The organism is Streptomyces sp. NPDC086519, assembly GCF_040686075.1.
In the GTDB taxonomy this organism is placed as follows: Bacteria; Actinomycetota; Actinomycetes; order Streptomycetales; family Streptomycetaceae; genus Streptomyces; species Streptomyces shenzhenensis.
The window spans coordinates 35,109-58,575 of the sequence record NZ_JBFBJL010000056.1; the positions used below are offsets into that span (position 1 = coordinate 35,109).

At 70.6% G+C, this 23,467-nt stretch carries 22 protein-coding genes, 1 tRNA gene and 1 riboswitch; of the genes, 18 read left to right on the top strand and 5 right to left on the bottom strand.

Annotation, left to right across the window (positions count from 1 at the left end):
- Nucleotides 1–132 precede the first annotated feature (132 nt).
- The 10 genes from AB0P24_RS36775 to AB0P24_RS36820 all read left to right on the top strand — a co-directional run bounded on the left by AB0P24_RS36775 (nucleotide 133) and on the right by AB0P24_RS36820 (nucleotide 11,895).
- Nucleotides 133–1,170, top strand: coding sequence for a nucleoside triphosphate pyrophosphohydrolase (locus AB0P24_RS36775; protein ID WP_365801770.1), 1,038 nt, complete (start codon nucleotides 133–135; stop codon nucleotides 1,168–1,170).
- Nucleotides 1,167–2,438 (top strand): cytochrome P450, encoded by a 1,272-nt coding sequence (locus AB0P24_RS36780; RefSeq protein ID WP_365801772.1) that lies wholly within the window; start codon nucleotides 1,167–1,169, stop codon nucleotides 2,436–2,438. The genes AB0P24_RS36775 and AB0P24_RS36780 overlap by 4 nt, the downstream gene beginning before the upstream one ends.
- A gap of 187 nt (nucleotides 2,439–2,625) precedes the next feature.
- On the top strand, nucleotides 2,626–3,654 hold the full coding sequence (locus tag AB0P24_RS36785; RefSeq protein ID WP_365801773.1) for a transglycosylase family protein: 1,029 nt from the start codon (nucleotides 2,626–2,628) through the stop codon (nucleotides 3,652–3,654).
- A gap of 182 nt (nucleotides 3,655–3,836) precedes the next feature.
- Nucleotides 3,837–4,011, top strand: a riboswitch (cyclic di-AMP (ydaO/yuaA leader).
- Nucleotides 4,012–4,015: 4 nt separating this feature from the next.
- Complete coding sequence (locus tag AB0P24_RS36790) at nucleotides 4,016–4,687, top strand: transglycosylase family protein (RefSeq protein WP_365801775.1); 672 nt, start codon at nucleotides 4,016–4,018, stop codon at nucleotides 4,685–4,687.
- Nucleotides 4,688–5,084: 397 nt separating this feature from the next.
- The gene (gene eno, locus AB0P24_RS36795; RefSeq protein WP_133045929.1) at nucleotides 5,085–6,371 is read left to right on the top strand and encodes a phosphopyruvate hydratase; all 1,287 of its coding nucleotides are present in this window, start codon (nucleotides 5,085–5,087) and stop codon (nucleotides 6,369–6,371) included.
- A 116-nt stretch (nucleotides 6,372–6,487) separates the two neighbouring features.
- Nucleotides 6,488–6,964, top strand: a complete 477-nt coding sequence (locus tag AB0P24_RS36800) for a septum formation initiator family protein (protein ID WP_365801777.1) — start codon at nucleotides 6,488–6,490, stop codon at nucleotides 6,962–6,964.
- Between the two features lie 46 nt (nucleotides 6,965–7,010).
- Complete coding sequence (locus tag AB0P24_RS36805) at nucleotides 7,011–7,529, top strand: DUF501 domain-containing protein (RefSeq protein ID WP_181803871.1); 519 nt, start codon at nucleotides 7,011–7,013, stop codon at nucleotides 7,527–7,529.
- A 105-nt stretch (nucleotides 7,530–7,634) separates the two neighbouring features.
- Complete coding sequence (locus AB0P24_RS36810) at nucleotides 7,635–8,576, top strand: Ppx/GppA phosphatase family protein (RefSeq protein WP_365801779.1); 942 nt, start codon at nucleotides 7,635–7,637, stop codon at nucleotides 8,574–8,576.
- 445 nt (nucleotides 8,577–9,021) lie between these two features.
- The gene (locus AB0P24_RS36815) at nucleotides 9,022–10,401 is read left to right on the top strand and encodes an NAD(P)/FAD-dependent oxidoreductase (protein ID WP_365801781.1); all 1,380 of its coding nucleotides are present in this window, start codon (nucleotides 9,022–9,024) and stop codon (nucleotides 10,399–10,401) included.
- 207 nt (nucleotides 10,402–10,608) lie between these two features.
- Nucleotides 10,609–11,895: a cyclopropane-fatty-acyl-phospholipid synthase family protein gene (locus AB0P24_RS36820; RefSeq protein ID WP_365801783.1), complete on the top strand. Its 1,287-nt coding sequence runs from the start codon at nucleotides 10,609–10,611 to the stop codon at nucleotides 11,893–11,895.
- 62 nt (nucleotides 11,896–11,957) lie between these two features.
- Here the strand turns inward: AB0P24_RS36820 and AB0P24_RS36825 are convergent, their stop codons facing one another.
- Together AB0P24_RS36825 and AB0P24_RS36830 are read right to left on the bottom strand one after the other, a co-directional pair.
- Entirely contained in the window at nucleotides 11,958–14,486 is a 2,529-nt protein-coding gene (locus AB0P24_RS36825; RefSeq protein ID WP_365801785.1) for an FtsX-like permease family protein, read from the bottom strand.
- Nucleotides 14,486–15,259, bottom strand: a complete 774-nt coding sequence (locus AB0P24_RS36830) for an ABC transporter ATP-binding protein (protein ID WP_365801787.1) — start codon at nucleotides 15,257–15,259, stop codon at nucleotides 14,486–14,488. Before AB0P24_RS36830 ends, AB0P24_RS36825 begins: the two co-directional genes overlap by 1 nt.
- A gap of 415 nt (nucleotides 15,260–15,674) precedes the next feature.
- On the opposite strand from AB0P24_RS36830, the gene AB0P24_RS36835 reads away from it, so the two are divergent.
- Nucleotides 15,675–15,757, top strand: a tRNA-Leu gene (locus tag AB0P24_RS36835).
- 64 nt (nucleotides 15,758–15,821) lie between these two features.
- Here the strand turns inward: AB0P24_RS36835 and AB0P24_RS36840 are convergent.
- Entirely contained in the window at nucleotides 15,822–16,082 is a 261-nt protein-coding gene (locus AB0P24_RS36840) for a hypothetical protein (protein ID WP_365801789.1), read from the bottom strand.
- A 144-nt stretch (nucleotides 16,083–16,226) separates the two neighbouring features.
- Entirely contained in the window at nucleotides 16,227–16,637 is a 411-nt protein-coding gene (locus AB0P24_RS36845) for a helix-turn-helix transcriptional regulator (RefSeq protein ID WP_365801791.1), read from the bottom strand.
- 230 nt (nucleotides 16,638–16,867) lie between these two features.
- Between AB0P24_RS36845 and AB0P24_RS36850 the strand changes: the two genes are divergently transcribed.
- From AB0P24_RS36850 to AB0P24_RS36875, 6 genes are all read left to right on the top strand, one after another.
- Entirely contained in the window at nucleotides 16,868–17,083 is a 216-nt protein-coding gene (locus AB0P24_RS36850; protein WP_365801793.1) for a hypothetical protein, read from the top strand.
- A 75-nt stretch (nucleotides 17,084–17,158) separates the two neighbouring features.
- Complete coding sequence (locus AB0P24_RS36855) at nucleotides 17,159–17,377, top strand: hypothetical protein (RefSeq protein WP_365801795.1); 219 nt, start codon at nucleotides 17,159–17,161, stop codon at nucleotides 17,375–17,377.
- A gap of 89 nt (nucleotides 17,378–17,466) precedes the next feature.
- Nucleotides 17,467–19,374 carry a hypothetical protein gene (locus AB0P24_RS36860; protein WP_365801797.1) on the top strand — a complete coding sequence of 636 codons (1,908 nt, stop codon included), beginning with the start codon at nucleotides 17,467–17,469 and terminating at the stop codon, nucleotides 19,372–19,374.
- A gap of 98 nt (nucleotides 19,375–19,472) precedes the next feature.
- Entirely contained in the window at nucleotides 19,473–20,147 is a 675-nt protein-coding gene (locus tag AB0P24_RS36865) for a hypothetical protein (RefSeq protein ID WP_365801800.1), read from the top strand.
- Nucleotides 20,148–20,350: 203 nt separating this feature from the next.
- Nucleotides 20,351–21,529: a 4-hydroxybenzoate 3-monooxygenase gene (locus AB0P24_RS36870; RefSeq protein WP_365801802.1), complete on the top strand. Its 1,179-nt coding sequence runs from the start codon at nucleotides 20,351–20,353 to the stop codon at nucleotides 21,527–21,529.
- A 195-nt stretch (nucleotides 21,530–21,724) separates the two neighbouring features.
- Nucleotides 21,725–22,606, top strand: coding sequence for a Bax inhibitor-1/YccA family protein (locus tag AB0P24_RS36875; RefSeq protein WP_365801804.1), 882 nt, complete (start codon nucleotides 21,725–21,727; stop codon nucleotides 22,604–22,606).
- A gap of 83 nt (nucleotides 22,607–22,689) precedes the next feature.
- Here AB0P24_RS36875 and AB0P24_RS36880 read toward each other — a convergent pair whose 3' ends face one another.
- Nucleotides 22,690–22,920 carry a DUF4287 domain-containing protein gene (locus tag AB0P24_RS36880; RefSeq protein ID WP_181807199.1) on the bottom strand — a complete coding sequence of 77 codons (231 nt, stop codon included), beginning with the start codon at nucleotides 22,918–22,920 and terminating at the stop codon, nucleotides 22,690–22,692.
- A gap of 137 nt (nucleotides 22,921–23,057) precedes the next feature.
- Here AB0P24_RS36880 and AB0P24_RS36885 point away from each other — a divergent pair, with 137 nt between their 5' ends.
- On the top strand, nucleotides 23,058–23,369 hold the full coding sequence (locus AB0P24_RS36885; protein ID WP_234533480.1) for a hypothetical protein: 312 nt from the start codon (nucleotides 23,058–23,060) through the stop codon (nucleotides 23,367–23,369).
- The last annotated feature ends 98 nt before the right edge of the window (nucleotides 23,370–23,467 follow it).

The following is a 23,467-nucleotide window of genomic DNA, read 5'->3' on the forward strand; positions in this document are numbered from 1 at the left end:
GCCGCGCGGGGTGGGCCGCTGGGGTGGGCCGCCGGGGCGAGTCACCTCCGCGGTGGTCATACGATCACGTGATCGCCCCCGCCCTGTGGACAAACCGCGAGGTCGGCAGCGGCGGTGCGTTACGTTCGGAGCGTGAACACCACCAGGCCCGAACCCGCCACCCCGGAACCCGCTCCGGCCTCCCGGTCCGACCAGCCCGACCAGCCCGACCGGTCCGACGCCGGCCGGATCGTCCTGCTCACCACCAGCCACCGGGTCGCTCCCGGCCTGCTGTCCTGGCCCGCCTGGCAGGCGCTGCGCGCGGCGGACCGCGTGCTGTGCGCGGACGGCGCGCATCCGCAGCTGCCGTATCTGCGGGAGGCCGGGACGGCCGTGGACGAGGCGGCCCCCACCGCGGAGGAGCTGGTCGACGCCTGCGCCGGCGGCCGGACGGTGGTGGTCGTGGCGACGGGCGAGGGTGAGCCCGCCCTCACGGACGGCCTGGCCCGCCTCGCCGGCTCCGGCCGCGTGCGGATGCCCGAGCTGGAGCTGCTCCCCGCCTCCTACGACCTGCCCGGCGCCCGCCTCCTCGACCTCGTCCAGGTCATGGACCGGATCCGCGCCGAGTGCCCCTGGTCCTCCCTGAAGACCCACGAGGGCCTGGCCAAGTACGCCATCGAGGAGGCGTACGAACTCGTCGAGGCGATCGAGGCCGGCGACCGCGACGAACTGCGCGAGGAACTGGGCGACGTGCTCCTCCAGGTCGTCTTCCACGCCCGGATCGCGGAGGAGGACCCGGACGCCCCCTTCTCGATCGACGACGTGGCGGGAGGCATCGTCGCGAAGCTCGTCCACCGCCACCCGCACGTCTTCGGCGACGAGACCGCCTCGACCCCGGAGGAGGTCAAGGAACACTGGCTGCGGACCAAGGCGATAGAGAAGCAGCGCGAGTCGGTGACGGACGGGGTGCCCCTCGCGCAGCCGGGTCTCGCCCTGGCGGCGAAGCTGGCCTCACGGGTGCGCACGGCGGGGCTGGACGTGCCGCTGCCGCAGGCGCAGGGCATCGGCTACGAACTGCTCGCGCTGGCGGTCCACGCGGAGGCGGAGGGCGTCGACCCCGAGGCGGCACTGCGCGCGGCGGCCCGGTCCTACCGTGACGCGGTGCGGGCGACGGAGGGGGTGGAGAAGTGACCTCCGCCGCGCCCGAACTCTTCACCTGGGAGTTCGCGACGGACCCCTATCCCGCCTACGCCTGGCTCCGTGACAACGCCCCCGTCCACCGGGCCACTCTCCCCAGCGGGGTGGAAGCCTGGCTGGTCACCCGTTACACCGACGCCAAGCAGGCGCTCGCCGACCCGAGGCTCTCCAAGAACCCGGCGCATCACGACGAGCCCGCGCACGCCAAGGGGAAGACCGGCATCCCCGGGGAGCGCAAGGCGGAGTTGATGACGCACCTGCTGAACATCGATCCGCCGGACCACACCCGGCTGCGGCGGCTGGTGAGCAAGGCGTTCACACCGCGCCGGGTGGCCGAGTTCGCGCCGCGGGTGCGGGAGCTGACCGACCGGCTCATCGACGGGTTCGCGGAGCGCGGCGAGGCCGACCTCATCCACGAGTTCGCCTTTCCGCTCCCCATCTACGCCATCTGCGACCTGCTCGGCGTCCCGCCCGAGGACCAGGACGACTTCCGGGACTGGGCGGGAATGATGCTGCGGCATACGAAGGCAGGGCAGGGGGGAGGGCCGCGGGGCGGGGTCGCGCGGTCCGTGAAGAAGATGCGCGGGTATCTGGCCGAGCTGATCCACCGGAAGCGGGAGGCGCTGCCCGCGGAGGCCGGTCCCGGCGAGGACCTCATCTCCGGCCTCATCCGGGCCTCGGACCACGGTGAGCACCTCACCGAGAACGAGGCCGCGGCCATGGCGTTCATCCTGTTGTTCGCCGGGTTCGAGACGACCGTCAACCTGATCGGGAACGGGACGTACGCCCTGCTCACCCACCCCGAGCAGCGCGTCCGGCTGCGGGACTCCCTCGCCGCCGGCGAGCGCGGGCTGCTGGAGACCGGTGTCGAGGAACTGCTGCGCTACGACGGGCCGGTGGAGGTGGCCACCTGGCGGTTCGCCACCGAGCCGGTCACCATCGGCGGGCAGCACATCGCGCCCGGCGATCCGGTCCTGGTCGTCCTGGCCGCGGCGGACCGGGACCCGCAGCGGTTCGCCGAGCCGGACACCCTCGACCTCGCACGGCGCGACAACCAGCACCTCGGATACGGACACGGCATCCACTACTGCCTCGGCGCCCCGCTCGCCCGCCTGGAGGGGCAGACCGCGCTCGCCGGCCTGCTCACCCGCCTTCCCGATCTGCGACTCGCGGTGGACGAGAGCGAGTTGCGGTGGCGCGGCGGCCTCATCATGCGCGGACTGCGCACGCTCCCCGTGGAGTTCACACCCGTCGACCGCTGAGCGGTGCCGGAGCCCGTACCGGCCCGCGCAGGCAAAAGTTGATTAGCGCTCAACTCTGTGATCTTCACGTGATCTGCGCGGCATTAACTTGTGACGAGTGATCGTCTGCCGATACGTTCACCGCATCAGCGCGGCGCCCTGCGGGACCCGCCGCGCCGGTCACCACTGTCGCTCGAAAGGTTTCCGCATGCTCTCCGGGAACGGTCGTCACCGTCGCCCCCGTCAGGCTCCGGCCCTCCTCGTCGCGGCCGGGGTGACCGGCTCCGCCATCGCCATCCCGCTCCTCGGCGCGGTGAGCGCCCACGCGGCCGACGGCTCCACCTGGGACCAGGTGGCCGAGTGCGAGAGCGGCGGCTCCTGGAGCGCCGACAGCGGCAACGGCTACTACGGCGGCCTCCAGATGTCCCTGGACGACTGGGCGAAGTACGGGGGCACGGACTACGCCGCGACGCCGGACCAGGCGAGCCGTTCGCAGCAGATCGCGGTCGCCGAGAAGATACTCGCCGACCAGGGCACCAAGCCCTGGCGGACCTGCGCCCTGCTCGCCGGGCTCTCCTCCGCCGACGCCTCGGTGAACGTCGACACGGGACTCGGCGGGTCGGATGGTTCGTCCGGTTCCTCCGGCTCGTCGGACTCGTCCTCCGGGCTGTCGGATTCGTCCTCCTCGTCCTCCTCGTCGTCCGGTTCAGGTTCCGGCTCCTCCTCGGGCGCCGCGGACTCGGGGAGTCAATCCGCCACTCCTTCTCCGAGTGTGAGCGCGGGCGGGGACTCCAAGGCGGGCACTCCCAGCAAATCCACCAAGACGGACAAGTCGGAATCCTCCGACTCCGACTCCGGATCCGGCACCTCGAAGGCGAGCGGGAATCCCGTCACTCCCGAGGCCGATGACTCGGACAATTCGTGGCAGACCGGAGGCTCTTGGAGTCTGGTCGACACGGGAGCCGTCAGTAGTGGCGGCAAGCACCGCGGCGGCTCGGCGGACGAAAACGTGACAAATGGTCAGAGCGCCACCTCCGCCGGTCGTCACGCCTCCCGCGACAGTGGTACCTACACCGTCCGCGAGGGCGACACCCTCGCCTCCATCGCCGACTCCCTTGACCTCGACGGCGGGTGGCGCGCGCTCTACGCCGCGAACAAGGCCGACATCGGTACCGACCCGAACGCCATCGCCCCCGGTCAGACCCTGAAACTCGGCAGCGAATCGGACGAAAAGTAGCGGGAGTTGACGCCCCGCTTCGTGGTTAATGTCCGGTTTGGTGAAAGTGTGGGATGAGTCTCAGAAGCCCTGATCATCTTTGAAATTCGCCGGATGCCCTGTTTACGGTCAAGACCGCTCGTCACCACGAGCCCCGGCTGTCGCAACGCCGAGTCCTGCCAGCGGCCGTCCGGGAACAGTCGTCGCGTCAAGCGCCGTAGGCAGGAGCGGGGGACCCAAGGTAAGTGCCGGGACCGGTAGTCGAGGCTGCCGATCCGGCTCGGGGTGAAGCCGCGCACCGACACACGGGTGTGCGGCCGGGCAACTCAACCGGCCCGAACCCGACAGCTCACCTCGCAGGCGTCGGTGAGGGGATCGATCCATGCTGTTCTCCGGCAAGGGCAAGCACCGTCGTCCGTCCAAGGCCGTCCGCGCCATCGCTGTCGCCGGTGTCACCGGCGTCGCCGTGGCCGCCCCGCTGATGGCGGCCGGCAGCGCCTCCGCCGCCACCGCCTCCGAATGGGACGCCGTCGCGCAGTGCGAGTCGGGCGGCAACTGGGCCATCAACACCGGCAACGGCTACTACGGCGGCCTTCAGTTCTCCGCCTCCACCTGGGCCGCGTACGGCGGCACGCAGTACGCCGCGCAGGCCAACCAGGCCACCAAGGCACAGCAGATCGCGATCGCCGAGAAGGTCCTCGCCGCCCAGGGCAAGGGCGCCTGGCCGGTCTGCGGCAAGGGCCTGTCCGGCGCCACCTACACCGGCGGCTCCGCCGGCTCGTCGAGCGGCGGCACCAGCACCCGCTCGACCGGTTCCCAGGCCGCCTCCCGCTCCGCCGAGCGCCCGGCCGCCAAGAAGACCGTCACCACCCCGACCGGCAAGAAGGTCAAGAAGGGTGACGGCGAGTACAAGGTCGTCAAGGGCGACACCCTCAGCTCCATCGCCGCGAAGCACAAGGTCAAGGGCGGCTGGCAGGCGCTGTTCAAGCTGAACAAGGGCATCGTCGACGACGCCGACTTCATCTACCCGGGCCAGCAGCTCCACCTCAGGTAAGGGCACGGGCGCGGCGCCGAGCGTCCGCCGGTCCTGAGCGGCGCCCGGCTGGACCACAGCTCCCGCACAGCCGCGGTCCCCATAGTGGAGACCGCGTGAGGGCCGCCCCCGCCCCCCCGCAAACCCCCGCTCCGGTGCGTCTCCCCCCGTACGCACCGGGGCGGGTTTCTCTTTGCCGCCGCCCTGCCGCCCCCTTCTTGGTCCGCTCTTCTTCCGTTCTTCACCCGGCCCCCCTTTGTTCCGCGCGTGAACAATGAGTACCGTCTGTGTGTCCACGGGCCGGTCGGTCGTGCCGGCCGACGGGCCCGGGACGGTTAGGCTCTAGTCGCAAGGCTGAGCAAGGGCCGACGAGGCCCGCGTGCGCCCCGCACAACCAGCGTCACATCCCAAGAAGGAGATGCTCGTGCCGTCCATCGACGTCGTCGTAGCCCGGGAAATCCTGGACTCCCGAGGCAACCCCACGGTCGAGGTCGAGGTCGGCCTCGACGACGGCAGCACGGGTCGTGCCGCCGTCCCGTCCGGCGCCTCCACCGGTGCCTTCGAGGCCATCGAGCTCCGTGACGGCGACCCCAACCGCTACCAGGGCAAGGGCGTCGAGAAGGCCGTCCTCGCCGTCATCGAGCAGATCGGCCCGGAGCTGGTCGGCTACGACGCCACCGAGCAGCGCCTGATCGACCAGGCCATGTTCGACCTGGACGCCACCGACAACAAGGGCTCGCTCGGCGCCAACGCCATCCTCGGCGTCTCCCTCGCCGTCGCGCACGCCGCCTCCGAGGCCTCCGACCTCCCCCTCTTCCGCTACCTGGGCGGCCCGAACGCGCACCTGCTGCCGGTGCCGATGATGAACATCCTCAACGGCGGCTCGCACGCGGACTCCAACGTCGACATCCAGGAGTTCATGATCGCCCCGATCGGCGCGGAGTCCTTCTCCGAGGCGCTGCGCTGGGGTGCCGAGGTCTACCACACCCTCAAGAAGGTCCTGAAGGGCAAGGGCCTGGCCACCGGCCTCGGCGACGAGGGCGGCTTCGCCCCGAACCTGGAGTCCAACCGCGCCGCGCTGGACCTCATCCTGGAGGCCATCAAGCAGGCCGGTTACGTCCCCGGTGAGCAGATCGCGCTCGCGCTCGACGTCGCCGCGTCCGAGTTCTACAAGGACGGCAAGTACGAGTTCGAGGGCAAGTCCCGCTCGGCCGCCGAGATGACCGAGTACTACGAGGAGCTCGTCGCCGCCTACCCGCTGGTCTCCATCGAGGACCCGCTGTTCGAGGACGACTGGGCCGGCTGGAAGGTCCTCACCGACAAGCTCGGCGACAAGGTCCAGATCGTCGGCGACGACCTGTTCGTCACCAACCCGGAGCGCCTCGCCCGCGGCATCGAGGAGGGCACCGCCAACGCCCTGCTGGTGAAGGTGAACCAGATCGGTTCCCTGACCGAGACCCTGGACGCCGTCGAGCTCGCCCAGCGCAACGGCTTCAAGTGCATGATGTCGCACCGCTCCGGCGAGACCGAGGACGTCACCATCGCCGACCTCGCCGTCGCCACCAACTGCGGCCAGATCAAGACCGGCGCCCCGGCCCGCTCCGAGCGCGTCGCCAAGTACAACCAGCTGCTGCGCATCGAGGAGATCCTCGACGACGCGGCGGTGTACGCGGGCCGCAGCGCGTTCCCCCGCTTCAAGGGCTGAGCCCGTACGGCCCGTAGAGGGTAAGGCCTAGCCAGTCGCACGTACGTCCCCGTACCCGGTCCCGTACCGTGTCCGGGGACGTACGCACGTATCAGGGCGACCAGGGAGGCGGGGACATGGCCGTGAAGGACCGGGACCGGTTCTCCACCGCGACCAGGCTCAAGCTGCTCGGCGAGCAGACGGCTGCCCGGGTCTACCGCTCCCAGACCCGGCGCCAGGCCCGCCGCTCCCGGCTCACCGGCCGCGCCGCGCTGCTCGCGATCGTGCTGTGCACGATGGTCGTGGCGCTCGCCTACCCGATGCGGCAGTACGTCTCCCAGCGCGCCGAGATCTCCGACCTCGAACGCCAGCGGCAGCAGGCCCGGCAGCGGGTCGAGCAGCTGCGGGACCTCAAGGCGCGGTGGCAGGACGACGCGTACGCCGAGCAGCAGATCCGGGAGCGGCTGCACTTCGTGATGCCGGGGGAGACGGGGTACGTCGTGATCGACCCCGGTGCCGTCAAGCGGGCGCACGCCTACCTCGGGGCGGCCGACCGGCCCTGGTACGCGAACGTCTGGGACGGCGTCGACAAGTCCGACGCGTCCGACCGGTGAGCAGCAGGACAACACAGCAGTTGTGCAGCAGAGCAGAAAGACAGGCATGGAAACGGCTCCTCCCTCCACTCCGCGTACCGAGCCGACCGACGCGGACGTCGAGGCCTTCAAGCAGCAGCTCGGGCGGCCGCCGCGCGGCCTGCGGGCGATCGCGCACCGGTGCCCGTGCGGGCAGCCGGACGTCGTGGAGACCGCGCCGCGGCTGCCGGACGGGACGCCGTTCCCGACGCTGTACTACCTGACGTGCCCCAAGGCCGCCTCGGCGATCGGCACCCTTGAGGCCAACGGCGTGATGAAGGAGATGACGGCGCGGCTGGAGAGCGATCCGGAGCTGGCGGCGGCGTACCGGGCCGCGCACGAGGACTACATCCGGCGCCGGGACGAGATCGAGGAGCTCACCGGGTTCCCCAGCGCCGGCGGTATGCCGGACCGGGTGAAGTGCCTGCACGTCCTGGTGGCCCACTCGCTGGCGGCGGGACCGGGCGTCAACCCGCTCGGCGACGAGGCGATCGCCATGCTGCCCGAGTGGTGGGCCAAGGGCGCCTGCGTGGTCACCGGCGAGTGACGATCCCCCAGGGGGCTCCGGCCCCCTGGACCCCCGAGGCCTCCGACCATCCCCCACCCGACTCGGTCGGCCGAGAAGTCACGAACAGAGAAGGAACCCACCGCCATGACCCGCGTCGCCGCCATCGATTGCGGTACCAACTCCATCCGGCTGCTCGTCGCCGACGCGAACCCCGAGACGGGGGAGCTCGTCGATCTGGACCGGCGGATGGTGATCGTGCGGCTGGGGCAGGGGGTGGACCGGACGGGGCGGCTCGCGCCCGAGGCGCTGGCACGGACGTTCGCGGCCTGCCGGGAGTACGCGGCGGTCATCAAGGAGTACGGCGCGGAGCGGCTGCGGTTCGTGGCCACGTCCGCGTCCCGTGACGCCGAGAACCGGGACGAGTTCGTGCGCGGCGTGCTGGACATCCTCGGCGTCGAGCCGGAGGTCATCAGCGGCGACCAGGAGGCCGAGTTCTCCTTCACGGGCGCGACGAAGGAGCTGACGGGACGCGACGACCTCGCCAAGCCGTTCCTGGTCGTGGACATCGGCGGCGGTTCGACGGAGTTCGTCGTGGGCGACGAGCACGTGCGGGCCGCGCGGTCCGTGGACGTCGGGTGCGTGCGGATGACCGAGCGGCATCTCGTGCGCGAGGGGCACGTCAGCGACCCGCCCACCGAGGCCGAGACCGCCTCCATGCGGGCCGACATCGAGCGTGCCCTCGACCTCGCGGAGGAGACCGTACCGCTGCGCGAGGCGCACACCCTGGTCGGTCTCGCCGGCTCCGTCACCACCCTCGCCGCCATCCACCAGGACCTGCCGGAGTACGACTCCGCGGCCATCCACCACTCCCGCATCCCCTACGCCCGGGTCCGGGAGATCACCGAGTGGCTGCTGCGCTCGACCCACGCCGAGCGGGCCGCGATCCCCTCCATGCACCCCGGCCGCGTCGACGTCATCGGCGCCGGTGCCCTCGTCCTCCAGTCGATCATGGAGCGAGTGGGCGCGACGGAGGTCGTGGTGAGCGAGCACGACATCCTCGACGGGATCGCCTGGTCCATCGCCTAGAGACGCCGCCGGACTCCGGCCGGCGGCCTCGGATGAGCAGGTGAGACGTCGGGTGAGCGTGAAGAGCGGCCCGTGACACGCCGTGCCGTGGCGGCCCGGCGGGAAAGTTCGTGAAGTTCTTCACAAGGAATTCGGTGCAGGTGGGGGGTCCGCTGGGGACTCTTCGGCCGTTCGGGGGCTCAACAGCCCCGAGTGCGTGCTCAGGAGAGCGTTTCGAAGGCGATTCGGGGCTTGGTCCCGAGGGTGGCGTCGGATGCCCTCACGGCGCCCCCGGAAGCCTGGAGAGGCAGCTCACGCGGCATTGACAACGGGTCGTATCGGAAGTGGGTTCCCGCCGGTCACCATGACCTGCGTCACGTGGGCCGCGGAGTGTAGCACAACCCCCGTTGAAGCTTGTGAAGGGGCGCACGAGCGGCCCCCTCCGGGCGGGTGGATACTCGATGCCATGAGCACCACGGAGCGTCCCAGGATCCTCGTAGTAGGCGGTGGGTACGTAGGCCTGTACGCAGCTCGGCGCATCCTCAAGAAGATGCGCTACGGCGAGGCGACCGTCACGGTCGTCGACCCCCGGTCGTACATGACCTACCAGCCCTTCCTCCCCGAAGCCGCCGCCGGCAGCATCTCCCCTCGGCATGTCGTCGTCCCGCTGCGACGCGTGCTGCCGAAGGCGGAGGTCCTCACCGGCCGGGTCACCACCATCGACCAGGACCGCAAGGTCGCCACGATCGCGCCGCTCGTCGGCGAGGCGTACGAGCTGCCCTTCGACTACCTGGTCATCGCGCTCGGCGCGGTCTCCCGCACCTTCCCGATCCCCGGCCTCGCCGAGCAGGGCATCGGCATGAAGGGCATCGAGGAGTCCATCGGCCTGCGCAACCACGTCCTCGAGCAGCTGGACAAGGCCGACTCCACGACCGACGAGGACATCCGCCGCAAGGCGCTCACCTTCGTCTTCGTCGGCGGTGGCTTCGCCGGTGCGGAGACCATCGGCGAGGTCGAGGACATGGCCCGCGACGCCGCCAAGTACTACAAGAACGTGTCCCGTGAGGACATGCGCTTCATCCTCGTCGACGCCGCCGACAAGATCCTTCCCGAGGTCGGCCCCAAGCTCGGCCTCTACGGCAAGGAGCACCTGGAGAGCCGCGGTGTGGAGATCTACCTCTCCACCTCGATGGACTCCTGCGTCGGCGGTCACGTGGTGCTGAAGAACGGCCTCGAGGTCGACTCGAACACGATCGTGTGGACGGCCGGCGTCAAGCCGAACCCGGCGCTGGCCCGCTTCGGCCTGCCGCTCGGCCCCCGCGGTCACGTCGACACCGCGCCGACCCTCCAGGTGCAGGGCACCGACTACATCTGGGCCGCGGGCGACAACGCCCAGGTGCCGGACGTCGCCGCCCGCAAGGCCGGGATCGAGAACGCCTGGTGCCCGCCGAACGCGCAGCACGCGCTGCGGCAGGCCAGGGTCCTCGGCGACAACGTGGTCTCCGGCATGCGGGGCTTCCCGCAGAAGGAGTACAGCCACGCCAACAAGGGCGCGGTCGCCGGTCTGGGACTGCACAAGGGCGTCGCGATGATCGTCCTGGGCAAGACGAAGATCAAGCTCAAGGGCCGTCTCGCCTGGTACATGCACCGGGGCTACCACGGTCTGGCCATGCCGACCTGGAACCGCAAGATCCGCATCTTCGCCGACTGGACGCTCGGCATGTTCCTCAAGCGCGAGGTCGTGTCCCTGGGTGCCATGGAGAACCCCCGCGAGGAGTTCTACGAGGCCGCCAAGCCCGCGCCGGTCGCCGCCCCGAAGGCCGAGGAGAAGGCCAAGGCCTCCTGACCTCGGGCATCGGTCGCTGAACGGACCGAAGGACCTCCCGCCATCCGTGGTGCGGGAGGTCCTTCGGCGTTTCCGGGCGCCTACCCGATTACATGTTGGCTACATCTGTTTTGCCCAGTCGTAACTCCTTTGCAGGACTGCGCTGCCGCCCTCACGGTGTTTACGTGGTAACCGGCATCCGGGATCGACGTCTTGGAGGTGTGCGCCATGGCCGACGCCGCGTCGCGGCTGAGGAGAGTTGCCGAGCAGGTGCTGGGGGTTCCGCTCCCGGTGCGGTTGCGGGCCTGGGACGGGTCACAGGCCGGACCGCCGGACGCGCCGGCGCTCGTGATCCGCAATCGCCGAGCTCTGCGTCACATGCTGTTCAAGCCGGGCGAACTGGGCCTCGCCCGCGCCTGGGTCGCCGGCGACCTGGACATAGAGGGCGACCTCTACGGCGTCCTCGCGGCGATGTCCGGCCTGATCTGGGAGCGCGGGGAGGACGGCCGTACGGTCCTTCAGGCCCTGCGCGATCCCGCGGTACGGTCCGGCGTCCGGGAACTGCTCAGACTCGCCGGACCCCCCGTCCCGCCGGCCCCGCCCCGCGAGGAGGTCCGCCGCCCCCGCCATCTGCACACCCGTCACAGCGACAGGCGGGCCATCAGCCACCACTACGACGTGGGCAACGACTTCTACGAACTCGTCCTCGGGCCGTCGATGGTCTACTCGTGCGCCTACTGGGAGGACGGCGGGACGCTGGAGAGCGCGCAGCGCGACAAGCTCGAACTCGTCAGCGCGAAGCTCGGCCTGACCCCCGGTCAGCGGCTGCTCGACGTCGGCTGCGGCTGGGGCTCCATGGCGATCCACGCGGCCCGGGAGCACGGCGTGAGCGTCGTCGGGGTCACCCTCTCCCAGGAGCAGGCCACGTACGCCCGTAAACGGGTCGCGGAGGAGGGTCTGGCGGACCGGGTGGAGATCAGGGTCCAGGACTACCGGGACGTCCGGGACGGGCCGTACGACGCGATCTCGTCGATCGGGATGGCCGAGCACGTCGGGTCCGAGCGGTACCTGGAGTACGCGCGGGAACTGTACGGCCTCCTGAAGCCCGGCGGGCGGCTGCTCAACCACCAGATCGCCCGGCGGCCGCAGCGTGACGAGTCGGTGTACGACGTCGACGCGTTCATCGACGCCTACGTCTTCCCGGACGGCGAGCTCGCCCCGATCGGCACCACCGTCACCCAGCTGGAGCGGGCCGGGTTCGAGGTGCGGGACGTGGAGTCGATCCGCGAGCACTACGCCCGCACCCTGCGCCGGTGGGTGACCAACCTGGAGGCCGAGTGGCCGCGCGCCATGCGGCTGACCAGCCCCGGCCGGGCCCGCGTCTGGCGGCTGTACATGGCCGCCTCCGCCCTCGCCTTCGAACACAACCGCATCGGCGTCAACCAGGTGCTGGCCGTCCGGACCCCGGAGTCGGGTGCCTCCGGGCTGCCGCTGCGCACCCGCACCTGGAACTGACGGCACACGGAAGGGGCCCCGCGGCGAGCGCGGGGCCCCTTCGCCGTGTCTGCCGCCGCTCGCTACTCGGCCTTGATCGCCGTCAGCACGTTCAGCTTCGCCGCGCGCCGGGCCGGCCACAGGGCCGCCAGGACACCGACCGTGCCGGCCAGCAGCAGGAAGACCGCCATCCTGGCCCAGGGCAGCACCAGTTCGTACGTCGGCATCTTCGCGCCGACCAGCTGACCGGCCGCCCAGCCGAAGAACACGCCCAGGCCGATGCCCAGCACCCCGCCGAAGACGGAGATGACCAGGGACTCCAGACGGACCATCCGCTTGACCGCCTTGCGGTCCAGGCCGATCGCGCGGAGCATGCCGATCTCCTGGGAGCGTTCGAACACCGACATGGCCAGGGTGTTGATGACCCCGAGGACCGCGACGATCACCGCCATCGCGAGCAGGCCGTAGACCATGTTCAGGATCAGCGTGAACGCCTTTGCGATGGAGTCCGACAGGTCCTGCTTGTCCTGGACCTTGATCGCCGGGTTGGAGCCGAGGGCCTTCTCCAGCCGGTCCTTGGTCGCGCTCGACGCGCCGTCCGCCGTCTTGACCATGACCTGCATGTCGTCGGGGTGGGCCACGTGCGGGGTGAGGGTGGCGTTGTCGACCATGATCCCGCGGATCACCTGGTTGCCCTCGTAGACCCCGGCGACCGTCAGCCGCTGCGACCTGCCGTCCTCGTAGTGCACGGTGAGGGCCGAACCGGCCTTCCAGCCCTGCGACTTGGCCTCGTCGTCGTCCACGACGACGTCCGGGCCGCTCACCCTGAAGGTGCCGCTGTCCACCTTCAGGTCGGTCAGCTCGCCGATCGCCGAACCGTTGACGCCGGTCAGGAACTCGGTCCTGCCGTCGATCCGGGAGATCGCGTTGCGCAGCGGGCTGGAGGCGGTGACGCCGTCGGTGGCCGCGATCTCCTTCGCCACGTCCGGGGAGAGCGCGTTGCCGTTGGCCATCGAGACGATGTAGTCCGCGCGGATCGACGCGCTCGCCATCTTGGCGATGGCCGTCTGAAGGCTGCCCGCCATCACCGTCATGCCGGTGATCAGGGTCAGGCCGATCATCAGCGCGGAGGCGGTGGCGGCGGTACGGCGCGGGTTGCGCAGCGAGTTCTGCCGGGCGAGCTTGCCGGAGACGCCGAACCCGCGCAGCAGCGGGGCCGCCGCCGCGATCAGCGGGCGGGACAGCAGCGGGGTCAGGACGAAGACGCCGATGATGAGGAGGACGGCGCCGATGCCCATCGGGGCCTGGCCGTCGCTGCCGCTCATCGTCGTCGCCGCCAGGATCACCGTCACGCCCGCCGCCGAGAACAGGGCGCCGATCGTGTTGCGCAGCACCAGCGACTTGGCGGTCGGGGCGGCGTGCAGGGCGCTCATCGCGGCGACCGGCGGGATCTTCGCGGCCCGGCGGCCGGGCAGCCAGGCGGCCAGCATGGTGATGACGGTGCCGACCGCGAGCGCGGCCACGACCGTGCCGGTGCTGACGACCAGCGGGCCGTCCGGGACGGTCGCGCCGAACGAGCCGAGCAGCGAGCGCAGTCCGGCGCCGATGCCGATACCCGCGACCAGACCGGTCACCCCGGCCACCACGCCGACCACGAACGCCTCGATCAGCACCGAGCGGGTGACCTGGCGGCGGGAGGCGCCGACCGCCCGCAGCAGGGCCAGTTCCCTGGTGCGCTGGGCGACCAGCATGGTGAAGGTGTTGGCGATGATGAACGTGCCGACGAACAGGGCGATGCCGGCGAAGACCAGCAGGCCCTGGCGCAGGCCGCTCATGCTGCTGGAGATGGCCTGCGCCTGGTCGTCGGCGAGCTTGTGGCCGGTGGTGGTCTCCACGAGCTTCGCCGGCAGGGCCTGGTCCAGCTGAGACTTGAGGGCGGCCTGGCCGGTGCCGGACTTCGCGGTCACGTCGATCTCGTCGTACGCGCCCTTCGTGCCGAACAGCTTCTGCGCGGTCGCCGTGTCGAACAGGGCGAGGCTGCCGCCGGCCGCGACATTGCCGTCGTCGGTGGTGAAGATGCCGGCGACGGTGGGGGTGAGGACCGGGCCGTCGACCGAGATGCGCACGGTGTCGCCGACCTTGTAGCCGGCCCGCTCGGCGGTCCTGGAGTCGATCAGCACCTCGTTCCCGCCCTTGGGCGCGTGGCCGCTGACCAGCGGGTAGCGGGCGTCCTTGGTGCCCCAGTAGTTGCCGCCCTCGGACTGCCAGCCGCCGCCGATCAGCTTGCCGTCCTTGTCGGCGATGGCGGTGAAGCCGGAGACGACCCCGGTGGCGGAGGCGGCCCCGGGGACCTTCGCGGCCCGGTCGAGGAGGGCCTGGGTGAGGTCCGGGGTCTTGCCTATGGTGTTGCCCTTGTCCGCCTGGCTCTTGGCGGTGACGGCCACGTCGACGCCCTTGAAGCCCTTGGCGGAGCTGTTCTGGTAGGCGTCCGAGATGGTGTTCGTGAAGACGAGGGTGCCGGAGACGAACGCGACGCCGAGCATGACGGCGAGCACGGTCATCAGCAGCCGGGCCTTGTGCGCGAGTACGTTGCGCAGCGCGGTGCGGAACATCAGCTGGTGCGGCCCTTCGCGTCGAACTGCTTCATGAAGTCGAGCACGGTCTCCGCCGTCGGCCGGTACATCTCGTCGACGATCCGGCCGTCGGCGAGGAAGACCACGCGGTCCGCGTACGCCGCCGCCACCGGGTCGTGGGTGACCATGACGACCGTCTGGCCCAGCTCCCGCACCGAGTTGCGCAGGAAGCCCAGCACCTCGGCGCCGGAGCGGGAGTCGAGGTTCCCGGTCGGCTCGTCGCCGAAGATGATCTCCGGGCGGGAGGCGAGCGCGCGGGCCACGGCGACTCGCTGCTGCTGGCCGCCGGAGAGCTGCGAGGGACGGTGGCCGAGCCGGTCCCGCAGACCGACCATCTCGATCACGGAGTCCAGCCACTGCTTGTCCGGCTTCCGCCCCGCGATGTCCATCGGCAGGGTGATGTTCTCCAGGGCGGTCAGCGTCGGCAGCAGGTTGAACGCCTGGAAGATGAACCCGATCTTGTCCCGGCGCAGCTTGGTCAGCTGCTTGTCCTTCAGGGAGCCCAGCTCGGTGTCACCGATCCGCACGGAACCGGAGGAGAAGGTGTCGAGGCCGGCCACGCAGTGCATCAGCGTGGACTTCCCGGAGCCGGACGGGCCCATGATCGCGGTGAACTCGGCCTGCCGGAACTCGACGGTGACCCGGTCCAGGGCGACCACCTGGGTCTCGCCCTGGCCGTAGATCTTCGAGAGGTCCGTGGCGCGTGCGGCCACGGAAGTGGTCCGGCGGTCGGCGATGGGTGTGGTGGACACGGAAGGGCGCTCCTGTCGGGACGACGGTGTGTGCGTACGGCCGAACCATCGTCTCCGGCGCACGGGCCCGTGTAGTCAGCCGCAGTTCCGGTTCCGGAGGGCGACCGAAGGGGGACGGGACGGGCGCCGGGTCATACCTGGGGATGACACCGAACTCCGCGACCCCGAACCCGGCACCAGGCACTTCCGGCCGTCGAGAACAGGTGGAGCCCCCTTGTTCGGACGGTGAAATTCCGTCATTCCGTGTACGCGCGCACCCACCGCGCGTAACGCTATTGGCAAGTGCGGATGGCTCGTTCCGGGGGCTGATGCTCCCTCAGACGTCAATAAAATAAGACAACATGGGGGTCGTCCGTCCGCTGTTCGGGGGACGCCTCCCGATAGGGTCGGATCCTCGTTGCGGAGCCCATGGCCTGCCCGGATGGTGGAATGCAGACACGGCGAGCTTAAACCTCGCTGCCCCTCGCGGGCGTACCGGTTCAAGTCCGGTTCCGGGCACTTCCCGCACCTCTCGTAGGTGGCGCCGATCCGTTCTCGGCGCCGACTCGCCCTCGGCGCGGTGTCACCCTTCGTAGACGGTCAGGACGGCACCGTCGACCTCGACCCGGCGGCCCGCGCGCATGCCGTTGCGGCGCAGAGCGCGCAGGCATTCCTCGAAGAGGGCGAGTTCGCCCGGGTCCAGGATGGCGGCGGCCAGGTCCAGGAGTTCGGTGACCGACGCGTCGGTGAGCACCTCGGGCAGTTCCCCGGACAGCAGGACGACGGACTCGCCGCCGGGTTTGCGGACCACGGCCGTCGCCGGTCCGCCGTGCACGAACAACACAACTTCCCCCTGAGAGCCCGTGGTCGTGCGGCTCTCGCGTCCCGGGCAGGACGAGAGACTAGCTGGGGATCTTGACGCTTTCGTGCGGAGTTGGATTCTTTTTCCGACTTGACGGAAGAACGTCCGGGAGCGGTCCGGTCCCGGTCACTTCTCCTCGGCGGGCCGGGGGGAACGGTCCAGGAGGGACTCGACGAGCGCGGTGACATGCCGGCGGTCGTCGGCCGACAGTTTCTGGACACTCGCGATGAGCAGCGCGACCTCGGGGTCGGCGGGACCGGCGCCCGCGGTGCCGTTCGGGTCGGCGGCCGGCGAGGTGTCGTACACGTGGATCCCGCAGGCCTCGGCGGCGGCGCGGCGCACCGCTTCCAGGGGGATCTCCAGTCCCTTGGCCAGGCCTTCCAGGGTGCTCGCCTGGGGCATGCGGACCACACGGTCGGTGGTGGCCAGATGGTGGACGGTGGAGCGGGGAATGCCGCCGCGCCGCGCCACGTCGCCGTAGGACCAGCCCTTGCGGTCGAGGTGCTCACGGATCAACTGCTGCAGTGCGTTGGCCACTGACCGTCACTTCCTGCTCGCCGCCGGCGGGGACCGCCATGTCCCGGCCGATTCTACGGTCGGGTAGGCGATCGGCCGAGAGGGTGATTTTCCAACGGGGTTGCGCGGTGGGTTCCCGAGGCCCTAGTGTCCAATCTCGTTGGACAGCTTGTCCGATCAGATTGGACAGAGTTCGGGGGGAACCTGACTCGGTCCGATCGGAAATGTCTATCCCTGAGGGGGAAAAGATCATGATGGACGCCCATGAGCTCGAGGCCGAGTCCGCGGAGCTGCTGCCGGGCCGTGAGGCCCTGGGCCGGCTGAAGTTCGGCTTCGGCAAGACGGTCAACGTGACCAAGCACATCGCCAACATCGACGCGTCCAACCAGTCGGCCGCGCTGAACGACCACTCGGTGTGGTCGGTGGCGGACTCCGGCGCCGGTCAGACCATCAGCGTCACCCAGTAACACCGCCCTGGCGCACGGCGCCGGCACCGCGATCGTCCGCAACCTCACCGCACACGAAACGAAGGGACATCCGTCATGAGCATGGACATGAACGAGCTGGAGAACGAGTCCGCCGAGCTGCTGCCGGGCCGCGAGGCCCTCGGCCGCCTGAAGTTCAGCTTCGGCAGGACCGTCAACGTCACCAAGCACATCGCCAACATCGAGGCGTCCAACCAGTCCGCCGCGCTGAACGACCACTCCGCCTGGTCGGCCGCCGAGTCGTCGGCCGCGCAGACGATCACCGTCACCCAGTAGTTCCCAGGAGCGCCACCGCCGTCGCCCCAGCGGTGGCGCTCCCGGCCATTCGGGGGGTAACACCATGGGGATCCGGGGGGAGACCACACATGACGGTGCTCGGGGACGGGGCCGCCGCACTGTACGACACGGGCCCGGTGCCCGGACCCGGCGGCTGGCCGGTGACCTACGAGCAGGTGGCGACGGGCAACCTGCCGGTCGTCGACCCGCCGTCGCCGGTGCCGAGGCTGAGCGCGGGGCTGCGGCTGCACGGTGAGTACCAGGGGTCGGGTTTCACCGAGCCCAAGTACATCGCCCGTCGGGGGGACGGGCAGGTCGTGCAGTTGTCCAGGCTGCTGTACCTGGTGGCGTCGTCGGTCGACGGCGTCCGCGATGCCGAGGCCATCGCCCACCGGGTCAGCGCCCGCTTCGGGCGCGAGGTCAGCGGGGAGAACATCCGCTACCTCGTCGAGAAGAAGCTCCAGCCGCTGGGTGTGACGGTCCCGGAGGGCCAGGAGGACGACGAGGTCGAGGCCCCGCGCTCCGACCTGCTGCTCGCCCTCAAGGGCCACCGGGTGATCTTCAACGAGCGGCGTACGGCGAAGATCGCACGTTCGCTGGCGTGGCTGCACCGGCCGGCCGTGGTCGCGCTGGTGCTGGGCTCGGCCGTCGCCATGGACGTCTGGCTGTTCGGGTTCTTCGGGGCGATCGAGCCCGTCCTGGAGGTGCTCGACCAGCCGGTCCTGATCCTCGTCGTCTTCGTGCTCACCGTGGCCTCCCTCGTCTTCCACGAGTTCGGACACGCCTCCGCGTGCAGATACGGAGGAGCCCGCCCCGGCTGCATCGGGTGCGGGCTCTTCCTCATCTGGCCCTCGATGTACACCGACGTCACCGACGTCTACCGGATCGGGCGGGCCGGCCGGCTCCGCACCGACCTGGGCGGCGTCTACTTCAACGTCGTCTTCATGCTGGCCATGGCCGGTGCCTACTTCGCCACCGGGGCCCAGTTCTTCCTGGCCGCGGTGTATCTCGGGCACTTCGAGATCATGGAACAGCTGATGCCGGCCGTACGGCTGGACGGCTACTACATCCTCGGCGACCTGGCCGGGGTCCCGGACCTGTACGGCAAGATCAAGCCGATCCTGCTGGGCCTGGTGCCGGGGCCGAGGGGGGACCGGGCCCGCCAGGAGGTCGCCGGACTGAAGAAGTCGGCCCGGGCCGTCGTCGCCACCTGGGTGCTGACGATGGTCCCGCTGATCATCGGCGAACTCGGCTACGCGCTGTGGAACCTGCCGCGCATCCTCACCACGATGATCCGCTCGCTGACCGAGCAACTCCTCGGCACCGGCTCGGCGTTCGTGGCCGGGAAGATCGTCGAGGGGCTGGTCGGGACGATCGGCTGCGTGATGCTGCTGTGCCCGATGGCCGGTGTCGTCTACCTGTCCGTGAAGATCGGCGGCCGGATCGTCCGGGCCGTCAATCGCGCCACGGCGGACCGGCCGCGGCTGAGGCTCGCGATCTGCGCCCTCGCCCTCGCCGGGCTCACCGGACTCAGCTACGCCTGGGCGTCCGGGGTGACCCCGAAGCCGCTGCCCAAGCAGCCGCCGATCGCACCGATCCTGCAGCCGGGGGTGCCGACCGAGGAACCGCCGCCGGCCCGGCGGGCCTCGACCCCGGACCGGCCGGAGGACTCCGGTGCCTCCTCGGGCACGGCGCCCGGCGGGCCGTCCGGCTCGGCCGGGACGAGCGCCGCGCCCTCGGCCGGGAAGCCGTCGCACGGCGCGTCGGCCTCGGCGTCGCCCTCCGCCTCGGTGCCGGGCGCCCCCGGGCCGGGCGCGACCAGGACGCCGGCGCCGGCCAGCGGAGGACCGGTCACCGAACCGGTGTCCTCGGCGCCGGCGAGCGTGCCGGCGTCCCCGACGCCCACCCCGTCGCAGAGCGTCCCGGTGTCCCCGACCGCCAGCCCGTCCCCGCCGCCGGCCAGCGACCCGCCGAGCCCGGTCCCGGCCGTGTCCTGACGGGCGGCCCGGCCCGGTCGTGACGGGCGGCCCTGCCGCGTCCTGACGGGCGGCATCGAACCACCTACCGCAGCAGCACAGGAGCACAGGAGCACACCATGAGCAGTCACCGAAAACCACGCACCACCACAGGTCCACTCACCCGGCGGGCCGTCCGGATCGGCCTGTTCGCCGCCGGGGTCGCCGGGGCGGCCACCGCCGTGCCCGCGCAGGCGGCCACCTTCGCGCCGCACGCCGCGGTCGTCTCCGACCACGTCTTCAGCCACGCCGACCGCGGGCACCACACCCAGGTCAGGGACTCCTTCACGGTCCGCCAGTTCGGCACGGTGAACGCCGCCGCCGCACGCAACCAGGCCAACGCCGTATCGGCCGGCTGCTCGGCGGACGACCACTGCCGCTCGGTGGCCCTCTCCTTCCAGATCGTCACGATCGCCGGGGAGCGCACCCACCTGAACGCCGTGAACCTCAGCGACGCCGCCAACAAGGAGTGCACGGGCTGTCAGACCCTTGCCGGGGCCTACCAGTTCGTGGTGTCCACGCCGACCGCGCTGCGCTTCGACGAGGCCACCCAGGACAAGCTCGCCGACATCCACCGCCGGCTCGACGGGCTGACCCGCTCCACCCTGCCGGCCGACCAACTGCGCTCGCGGGTCGACGGGCTCGCCGCCGAGGTCACCACCGTCCTGCACGACGCGGTCGCGAACGCCCCGAAGGGCGATCCGCAGAAGGACGTCACCCTCCACCGCCACCTGGACGGCTGGCCGGGCCGCTGACCCGTCCCGCGCACACCGGCCGCCGGGCCCGCGACCGCCTCCCGCGGGCCCGGCGGCCTGCCGCACGCGCCGGTCCGCCGCCATTGACAGGGGATACGAGCGGACGGAGACTCTGGGGAAGTTGGTGAAGGAAATTTCACCAGGCGAACAGCCTACTCTCGGAACTCCGGGCGACGACGCCCGTCCATGGAAGGGAACGACCGATGCGCACCACCGTCGGCATCATCGGAGCCGGACCCGCGGGCCTCCTCCTCGCGCGGCTGCTGCACAACGCGGGCATCGACTCGGTCGTCCTGGAGAGCCGGGACCGCTCCTACGTCGAGCACCGCCAGCGCGCCGGGATCCTCGAACAGGGCACGGTGGACGTGCTGCGCGCGGCCGGTGCCGGGGAGCGCATGGACCGCGAGGGCCTGCGCCACGACGGCATCGAGCTGCGGTTCGCGAAGCGGCGCCACCGCGTCGACTTCCCCGGCCTCACCGGCGGCCGGTCCGTGACGGTCTACGCCCAGACCGAGGTCTGCAAAGACCTCATCGCCCTCCAGCTCAAGGAGGGCGGCCCGCTGCTCTTCGAGGCGGAGGCGCTGGCGGTGGAGGGCGCCGAGAGCGAGCGGCCGCGGATCCGGTTCCGGCACGAGGGCCGCGAGGAGGTCCTGGAGTGCGACTACGTGGCCGGCTGCGACGGCTTCTGGGGCATCGCCCGCCAGGCGTTCCCCGCCGCCCTCTCCCAGGTCTTCGAGCGGACCTACCCGTACTCCTGGCTGGGCATCCTCGCCGACGTCGCCCCCTCCCACGACGAACTGGTCTACGCCCGCCACGACCGGGGCTTCGCACTGCTCTCCATGCGCTCCCCGGCCGTCTCCCGCCTCTACCTCCAGGTCCCGGCCGGCACGGACGCCGAGGAGTGGACCGACGAGGCGGTCTGGGACGAGCTGGAGCGGCGCTTCGAGACCGACGACGACTGGCGCCTGGAGCGCGGCCCCATCACCCAGAAGTCGGTGACACCCATGCGGTCGTACGTCCACGAGCCCATGCGGCACGGCCGGCTCTTCCTCGCCGGGGACGCCGCCCACATCGTGCCCCCGACCGGCGCCAAGGGGCTGAACCTGGCGGTCGGCGACGTCGTGACCTTCGCCCGCGCCCTGGTCCACCAGCGGGAGACCGGATCGCCCGAGCTCCTGGAGGCCTACTCGGCGACCTGCCTGCGCCGCGTCTGGCAGGCCGAGCGGTTCTCGTACGACATGACGAGCATGCTCCACCCCGGTCCCGCCGACAGCGCCTTCGACGCTCGCCTCCAGCTGGCCCGGCTCGGCCGGATCGCCTCCTCCCGGGCCGCCGAGACCGACCTGGCGGAGGCCTACACCGGCTTCCCCCTGGACGTCTGAGGGATCTCTGGCCGGTTCCGGTCGTGTTCCGGCTTCGTCATGGAATGAAGCCCTCCATGGCCGGGAATCAGGGCTCCGCGTAGCGTGTTGCGCAGCAAGGTGAGGGAAAGATCCTCCGCAGGTAGTAGGGTCAATCCTTTGCCAATCCGTTACTCTTGACGCCAAGGCCGCGCAGTGTGGCCATGGAGGAGTGAAATGAGGAGCAGCAACCCGGTCTTCTCGCGACGGGGGTTCAGCCGCGACAACGGCTACGCGGGCTTCAACACCGCGCCGCAGGCCGGGTATGCACAGGGCAACCCGTACGCCCAGGGCGGCAACCCGTACGCGCAGAACCCGTACGCGAACAACCCCTACGCCCAGCAGGACCTCCAGCAGGGCGCCCCGCCGCAGGCCCCGGCCACCACCGGCCGGATGACCATGGACGACGTCGTCACGCGCTCCGCGATGACGCTCGGCACGGTCGCCGTCGGCGCGGTTCTCGCCTGGGCCCTGCTCCCGATCTCCAGCACCAGCTTCGGTCTGGCGTTCGGCTCGGCGATCGTGGCGATGGTCCTCGCCCTGATCCAGAGCTTCAAGCGCACCCCGGTGCCCGCGCTGATCCTGGGATACGCCGCCTTCGAGGGCGTCTTCCTCGGCGTCATCAGCGAGATGTACAACAGCCAGTGGAGCGGCGCCCCGTTCCAGGCGGTGCTCGGCACCATGGCGGTCTCGGCCGCGACCCTGCTGGTCTACCGGGCCGGCTGGATCCGCGTCACCGCCCGCTACGCCCGCGTCGGCATGTCCATCGCCATCGCCTTCGTGCTGGTCATGGCGGTCAACCTGCTGCTGGTCGCGTTCGGCGTCGCCGACAACGGCGGACTGCGCAGCTTCGGCCCGCTCGGCGCGATCGTCGGCATCATCGCGATCCTGCTCGGCGCGTTCTTCCTGACCCTCGACTTCAAGCAGATCGAGGACGGCATCGCCTACGGTGCCCCGAAGAACGAGGCCTGGCTGGCCGCGTTCGGCCTCACCATGACGCTGGTGTGGATCTACGTCGAGATGCTGCGCCTGGTGGCGATCTTCAGCAGCAACGACTAGCGCGACGGCGAGCTCTCGCACGTGAACCGAGAAGGGCCCCGGGGTCACCGCCCCGGGGCCCTTCGCCGTCCGCGTGTGCGCGCCTAGAGAAGTTTGCGCGCGGCCCTCCTCAGGTCGTACTCATGGATCAACGCCTTCGCGTGGCCGTAAGCGAGGTCGTATTCGTGGCGGAGCCAGCTGACCTTTTCCTCGAAGCGGAAGAGGGCCGGGCCTTCGTCGACGGTGCGCAGCCAGTCGGACACTTCACGACCGGTGCAGTGCGGGATGCGGGCGAGCATGTTGCGATGGGTCTCTTCGGAGAAGACTTGGGACATCGGCGCCTCCGGTGCGCAAAGGGCGTTGTAGCCGGTCCTTCACGCCACCGTGCCTGAGTGTTGGCGTCTTGGCAACAGTCGTGACAGGACAGCCGGGTCCTGCCGGGGGAGCCGACCGGAGGCGTTACGCTCGCGGCGTGGTTGATACGACGCCTCTTACCCGTGCAGTGGAGCATTTCGCCGACAAGCTGAGGGCGGCACCGCAGAGCCGGTTGCAGCGGGGGGCCGCCGCGGAGGCGCTGGGGCTGGCGAGGGAGTTGGCCCGGTGGGCACAGGCGGTGGAGGAGCCGGGCACCGCGAGCCGGGAGATGCCGGACGCGGGGATGTTCGCGGTGGCCGACCAGATCACGGTAGCCGGGAACGACTTGGCGGTGGTGCTGAAGAACGAGGCCGAGGTGGGGGATGCGGTGCGGTTGGTGGAGGAGGCGCAGAAGAGGGCGGGGGTGTGAGGCCGCGCGTTGTCGGGTGCGGGTGCGTGGGACTTCTCGCGCAGTTCCCCGCGCCCCCTTCTTTTGCTTTCAGGGGGGCGGGGACGGGCGGGACCAGC